This is a genomic window from Neobacillus drentensis (assembly GCF_036965425.1).
GTDB classification, from domain to species: Bacteria; Bacillota; Bacilli; order Bacillales; family Cytobacillaceae; genus Neobacillus; species Neobacillus drentensis_F.
This window is the reverse complement of record NZ_JBALPP010000189.1, coordinates 1-4,521: the sequence shown is the minus strand read 5'-3', so window position 1 is coordinate 4,521 and position 4,521 is coordinate 1. Positions and strand designations below refer to the sequence as shown.

Below are 4,521 nucleotides of genomic sequence, written 5' to 3'. Positions count from 1 at the left end.
TTTTTTGATATGTACTATAGGTATATTACTATTAGTAGCAGCATTGGTAAGGTGGAAATTAGGTTCACCAGTTTTATTTAAGCAAAAACGTCCTGGGCTTAATGGAAAGCCTTTTTTTGTTTACAAGTTTCGAACAATGACAGATAAAAAGGATAACAAAGGAGAACTTCTTCCTGATCATATTCGTCTTACTACATTTGGAAAGTTATTAAGAAAAACCAGTTTAGATGAACTACCGCAACTTTTTAATGTTATAAAGGGAGAGGTTAGTCTAGTAGGGCCAAGACCATTACTAATTGAATATCTTCCTTTATATACTCCAGAACAAGCAAGAAGACATGAGGTCCGTCCAGGAATAACAGGTTGGGCACAGGTCAATGGGAGAAATGCGATATCGTGGGAAGAAAAGTTTAAGTTAGATGTTTGGTATGTAGATAACCGTTCATTTTGGTTAGATATTAAAATATTGTTTTTAACGATTACAAAGGTTTTTAAATCAGAAGGAATTAATCAACAAGGACATGTTACGATTGAAAAATTTCAGGGTAATAAGGATAAAGTAGGGATATCATGAAAAATATTGCCATTATTGGTGAAGGCGGACATTCAAAAGTTATTAAAGATATTATTCGAGCTGGTCAGCAGTATGAAGTAATTGCTATATTTGATGATAAGTACGAAAGGCTGACGGATGATGGAATGTTTTATGGTCCTATTCTTTCAGTACATGACCTGCTTGAGAAGGAATGTTTTAAAGTTGTAATTGCAATTGGAAATAATAAAGTTAGGCAAAGAATAGTAGATGTTTTAGGGTTGGATTCAAAGCAATATGCAACACTGATTCACCCATCTGCAATTATCAGTGAAAGTGCTACAATAGGTAATGGGACTGTTTTAATGCCTAATGTAGTAGTTAATGCAGACACAATAATAGGAAATCATGTAATTATAAATACGGCTGCTGTGGTTGAGCATGATAATAAAATTTCAGACTTTGTCCATGTTTCCCCAAATGCTACTTTGACAGGTTCAGTCAAAGTATTGGAAGGCTCACACGTAGGTGCTGGTGCGATAATTATTCCAGGAATAACAATAGGTGATTGGAGTACGATAGGCGCAGGATCTACTATTATTAATGATATCCCATCTTTCTCAACAGCAGTTGGATCTCCAGCTAGAACAATAAATAAAGTGACCCAGGAAGTGACAGTATAATGGAAAAGAGCAGAATTTTCCTATCTTCTCCTCATATGAGTGGAAATGAGCAACAATATATTAATGAAGCTTTCGAAACAAACTGGATCGCTCCACTTGGCCCGAATGTTGATAATTTTGAAAAAAACATTGCAGATTATGCTGGTTCTAAAGGAGCCGCTGCAGTAAGTGCAGGTACTGCTGCTATCCATTTAGCCTTAGAGTTATTAGGTGTCGGAAAAGGTGATAGAGTTTTTTGTTCTAGCTTTACGTTTATTGCTAGCGCTAATCCGATAATATATCAGGGAGCAGAACCGGTATTTATTGATTCTGAGCCAGAAACATGGAATATGTCTCCTTCTGCATTGGAACGTGCTTTTGATGGCGCACAAAAGGAAGGGAAAATACCTAAAGCAGTTATAGTTGTTAACTTATATGGTCAAAGTGCAAAAATGGATGAGATTATGGAAATTTGCAACAGATACAAAGTACCCGTTGTAGAGGACGCAGCAGAATCGCTGGGTTCTATTTATAAGGGGAAGAAAAGCGGGACATTCGGTAAGTTTGGTATTTATTCTTTTAATGGTAATAAAATTATTACCACTTCAGGTGGCGGTATGCTCATTTCTGATGATGAAGAAGCATTGAGGGAAGCACGCTTTCTTGCAACTCAGGCAAGAGATTCTGCACCACATTACCAGCATAGTCAAGTCGGATACAATTATCGAATGAGTAATATATTAGCTGGAATTGGACTTGCACAATTAGAAGTCTTAGATGAACGGGTAGCGGCACGTAGAACTATTTTCAATCGATATCTGGAGGCTTTAGGAAGTATTGAGGGCGTACACTTTATGCCAGAGCGAGAAGGAACAAAGTCGAATAGATGGTTGACCACCTTAACATTGGACCCTGGAATAATTAAAAAATCTCCATATGAAATAATTGATGATATGGCAGTGGAAAATATTGAGGCTCGTGCATTATGGAAACCATTGCATTTGCAGCCGGTTTTTGAGGGAGTTAAATTTTATTCACACGAAGATAATAAGGTTGTCAGCGAAAAACTTTTTGCAACAGGTTTATGTCTTCCATCGGGGTCTAATATGTTGAAAGAGGACCAGTATAGAGTAATTGATAAATTATTTACGGTATTAAAATAAAGGGCCTTTGAAAGGCCTTTTAATTTTACATTCAAGTATAAAGAATTTAGAAATCTTTTAATAAAAGATTTGAAGTAAGGAGATTTTGACCTATGGCAATATTAGTAACAGGAGGCACGGGATACATAGGTACCCATACTTGTGTAGAGCTATTAACTGCCGGATATGAAATTATCGTTGTAGATAATTTTTCTAACAGTAAACCCGAATCCTTAAATAGGATAAAAGAGATTACGGGTAAGGACTTTAAGTTTTATGAGATTGACTTGCTTAATCGAAATGGTTTAGAGGATGTTTTTGCAAGTAATCAAATTGATTCAGTCATCCATTTTGCTGGTTTAAAGGCTGTAGGGGAATCTGTATCTATGCCACTTCATTACTATCATAATAATATAACAGGAACGCTTATTCTTTGTGATGTGATGAAAAAATATAATGTTAAAAACCTAGTTTTTAGTTCCTCTGCAACTGTATATGGTATGCCAGAACGAGTGCCGATTTCTGAGGATTTCCCACTTACTGCAACAAACCCCTACGGTCGGACAAAGTTGATGATAGAGGAAATTTTAAGAGATTTATATATAGCGGATAATAGCTGGAGTATTGCCTTATTACGTTATTTTAACCCAATCGGTGCACATGAGAGCGGATTGATAGGTGAGGATCCTAATGGCATTCCGAACAACTTAATGCCATTTATTACACAAGTTGCAGTAGGGAAATTAAAGGAATTGCAAGTATTTGGATCTGATTACCCAACTGTTGATGGAACCGGTGTAAGGGATTATATCCATGTTATTGATCTTGCCAGTGGCCACCTAAAAGCATTAGAGAAGGTAATGACCTCTAATGGAGTAGAAGCCTATAATTTAGGTACCGGAACAGGTTACAGTGTTTTAGAGATTGTTTCAGCTTTTGAAAAAGCATCTGGAATGAAAGTCTCTTATAGAATTGTGGATAGAAGGCCTGGGGATGTGGCAGTTTGTTATGCAGATCCTTCAAAAGCCCAGAATGAGTTAGGATGGATTGCTAAAAAAGGAATTGAAGAGATGTGTAAGGATTCCTGGAGATGGCAGAAGAATAATCCGAATGGTTATTAGAATTATTAGTTAATTTTATTAATATTGCTTAGCTCTTAAATTACAGAAACATTTTCTTTAGTTTTTTAGACACCCTTTTCTATATTACTAGAAAAGGGTATATTAATTTATCATGTTGTATTGATTGGTGGCAAGGAGGATTAGGAAGAGAACTTGGTGGATGATTACTGCAATTATATGGGTGACCATGATTTATTTCTTTACTCAACTTCCATATTTCGCCGGGGATAATACATCTATCAGGAGAGAAAAAAGAAACCCTGTATTAGTTTCTTTATGTAATAGATTATTTTAGTCAGATTTGTAATTAAAGGATGAACAGTGATGCCAACAATGAAGGAAATAAAAACACCATTTAAACTACTAGGTGTACGATATTTTAAAGATGAAGATGGACAATATTATAAGAAATCTGGTAAAGACAGCCGCAAAAAAATAAAGCCTTTTTGGAAAAATAAGTGGTTAATGATAGGGATGCCGTTATTAATATTAATCATCATTGGTATTGGCGGCTACAAGTTTGGGATGAATATTGCTTCTCAAAAAATGATGAATGAAATAGCCGGACAATTAACTAACAAAGATGTTGAGATTTTACTAAAGGATCCTTCCATTCAGAAGATTATTGAAGATGAACTTGGTTCTGCTAAAAAAGAAGAATTACTTAAAAAATATTCATTGGATGCTTCTCTTAATGTAACTAATAGTAATAATAAGAATACTATAGCAGCAAAAAATGATTCCATTAAAGAAACTCCGGAAGCGAATCAACATTTGGATGATACTAATAAACCAAAATTAAAGTTTAGTTCAAGACAAGAAGTAATGAAGTTTTTGTTATCCAAATTTACCATGAATGAGCTAACTGAACTTGCTAAAAAGGCAGATGGCGGGCTTACTCCTGAAGAAAAAGAAGAAATTCAAACTTTAGTATTGGAAAGACTTTCAGACGAAGAATATGATGCTGTAAAAGTTTATGCTCTTATTGAATTAAGTAATATGAATAATTAACTACTAATAGTTTAGTGGGTGTTTTTAAAATCTATAAATAATCTAGATTTGAC

At 34.9% G+C, this 4,521-nt stretch carries 5 protein-coding genes; all 5 read left to right on the top strand.

Going from position 1 to position 4,521, the window contains the following annotated elements; translation table 11 throughout:
• Window positions 1-4: 4 nt before the first annotated feature.
• The 5 genes from V7161_RS29620 to V7161_RS29600 all read left to right on the top strand — a co-directional run bounded on the left by V7161_RS29620 (window position 5) and on the right by V7161_RS29600 (window position 4,468).
• Window positions 5-574 (top strand): sugar transferase, encoded by a 570-nt coding sequence (locus V7161_RS29620; protein WP_335716351.1) that lies wholly within the window; start codon window positions 5-7, stop codon window positions 572-574.
• Window positions 571-1,215, top strand: a complete 645-nt coding sequence (locus tag V7161_RS29615; protein ID WP_335716350.1) for an acetyltransferase — start codon at window positions 571-573, stop codon at window positions 1,213-1,215. Before V7161_RS29620 ends, V7161_RS29615 begins: the two co-directional genes overlap by 4 nt.
• Window positions 1,215-2,357: a DegT/DnrJ/EryC1/StrS family aminotransferase gene (locus V7161_RS29610; protein ID WP_335716349.1), complete on the top strand. Its 1,143-nt coding sequence runs from the start codon at window positions 1,215-1,217 to the stop codon at window positions 2,355-2,357. Before V7161_RS29615 ends, V7161_RS29610 begins: the two co-directional genes overlap by 1 nt.
• A gap of 92 nt (window positions 2,358-2,449) precedes the next feature.
• Window positions 2,450-3,457: a UDP-glucose 4-epimerase GalE gene (galE, locus tag V7161_RS29605; RefSeq protein ID WP_335716348.1), complete on the top strand. Its 1,008-nt coding sequence runs from the start codon at window positions 2,450-2,452 to the stop codon at window positions 3,455-3,457.
• 324 nt (window positions 3,458-3,781) lie between these two features.
• Window positions 3,782-4,468: a hypothetical protein gene (locus V7161_RS29600; RefSeq protein WP_335716347.1), complete on the top strand. Its 687-nt coding sequence runs from the start codon at window positions 3,782-3,784 to the stop codon at window positions 4,466-4,468.
• Window positions 4,469-4,521 lie beyond the last annotated feature (53 nt).

What these genes read in the sequence shown, in the direction of transcription:
- V7161_RS29615 (WP_335716350.1), top strand. Translation starts at nt 571, where the DNA reads ATGAAAAATATTGCCATTATTGGTGAAGGCGGACATTCAAAAGTTATT.
- V7161_RS29610 (WP_335716349.1), top strand. Translation starts at nt 1,215, where the DNA reads ATGGAAAAGAGCAGAATTTTCCTATCTTCTCCTCATATGAGTGGAAAT.
- galE (WP_335716348.1), top strand. Translation starts at nt 2,450, where the DNA reads ATGGCAATATTAGTAACAGGAGGCACGGGATACATAGGTACCCATACT.
- V7161_RS29600 (WP_335716347.1), top strand. Translation starts at nt 3,782, where the DNA reads ATGCCAACAATGAAGGAAATAAAAACACCATTTAAACTACTAGGTGTA.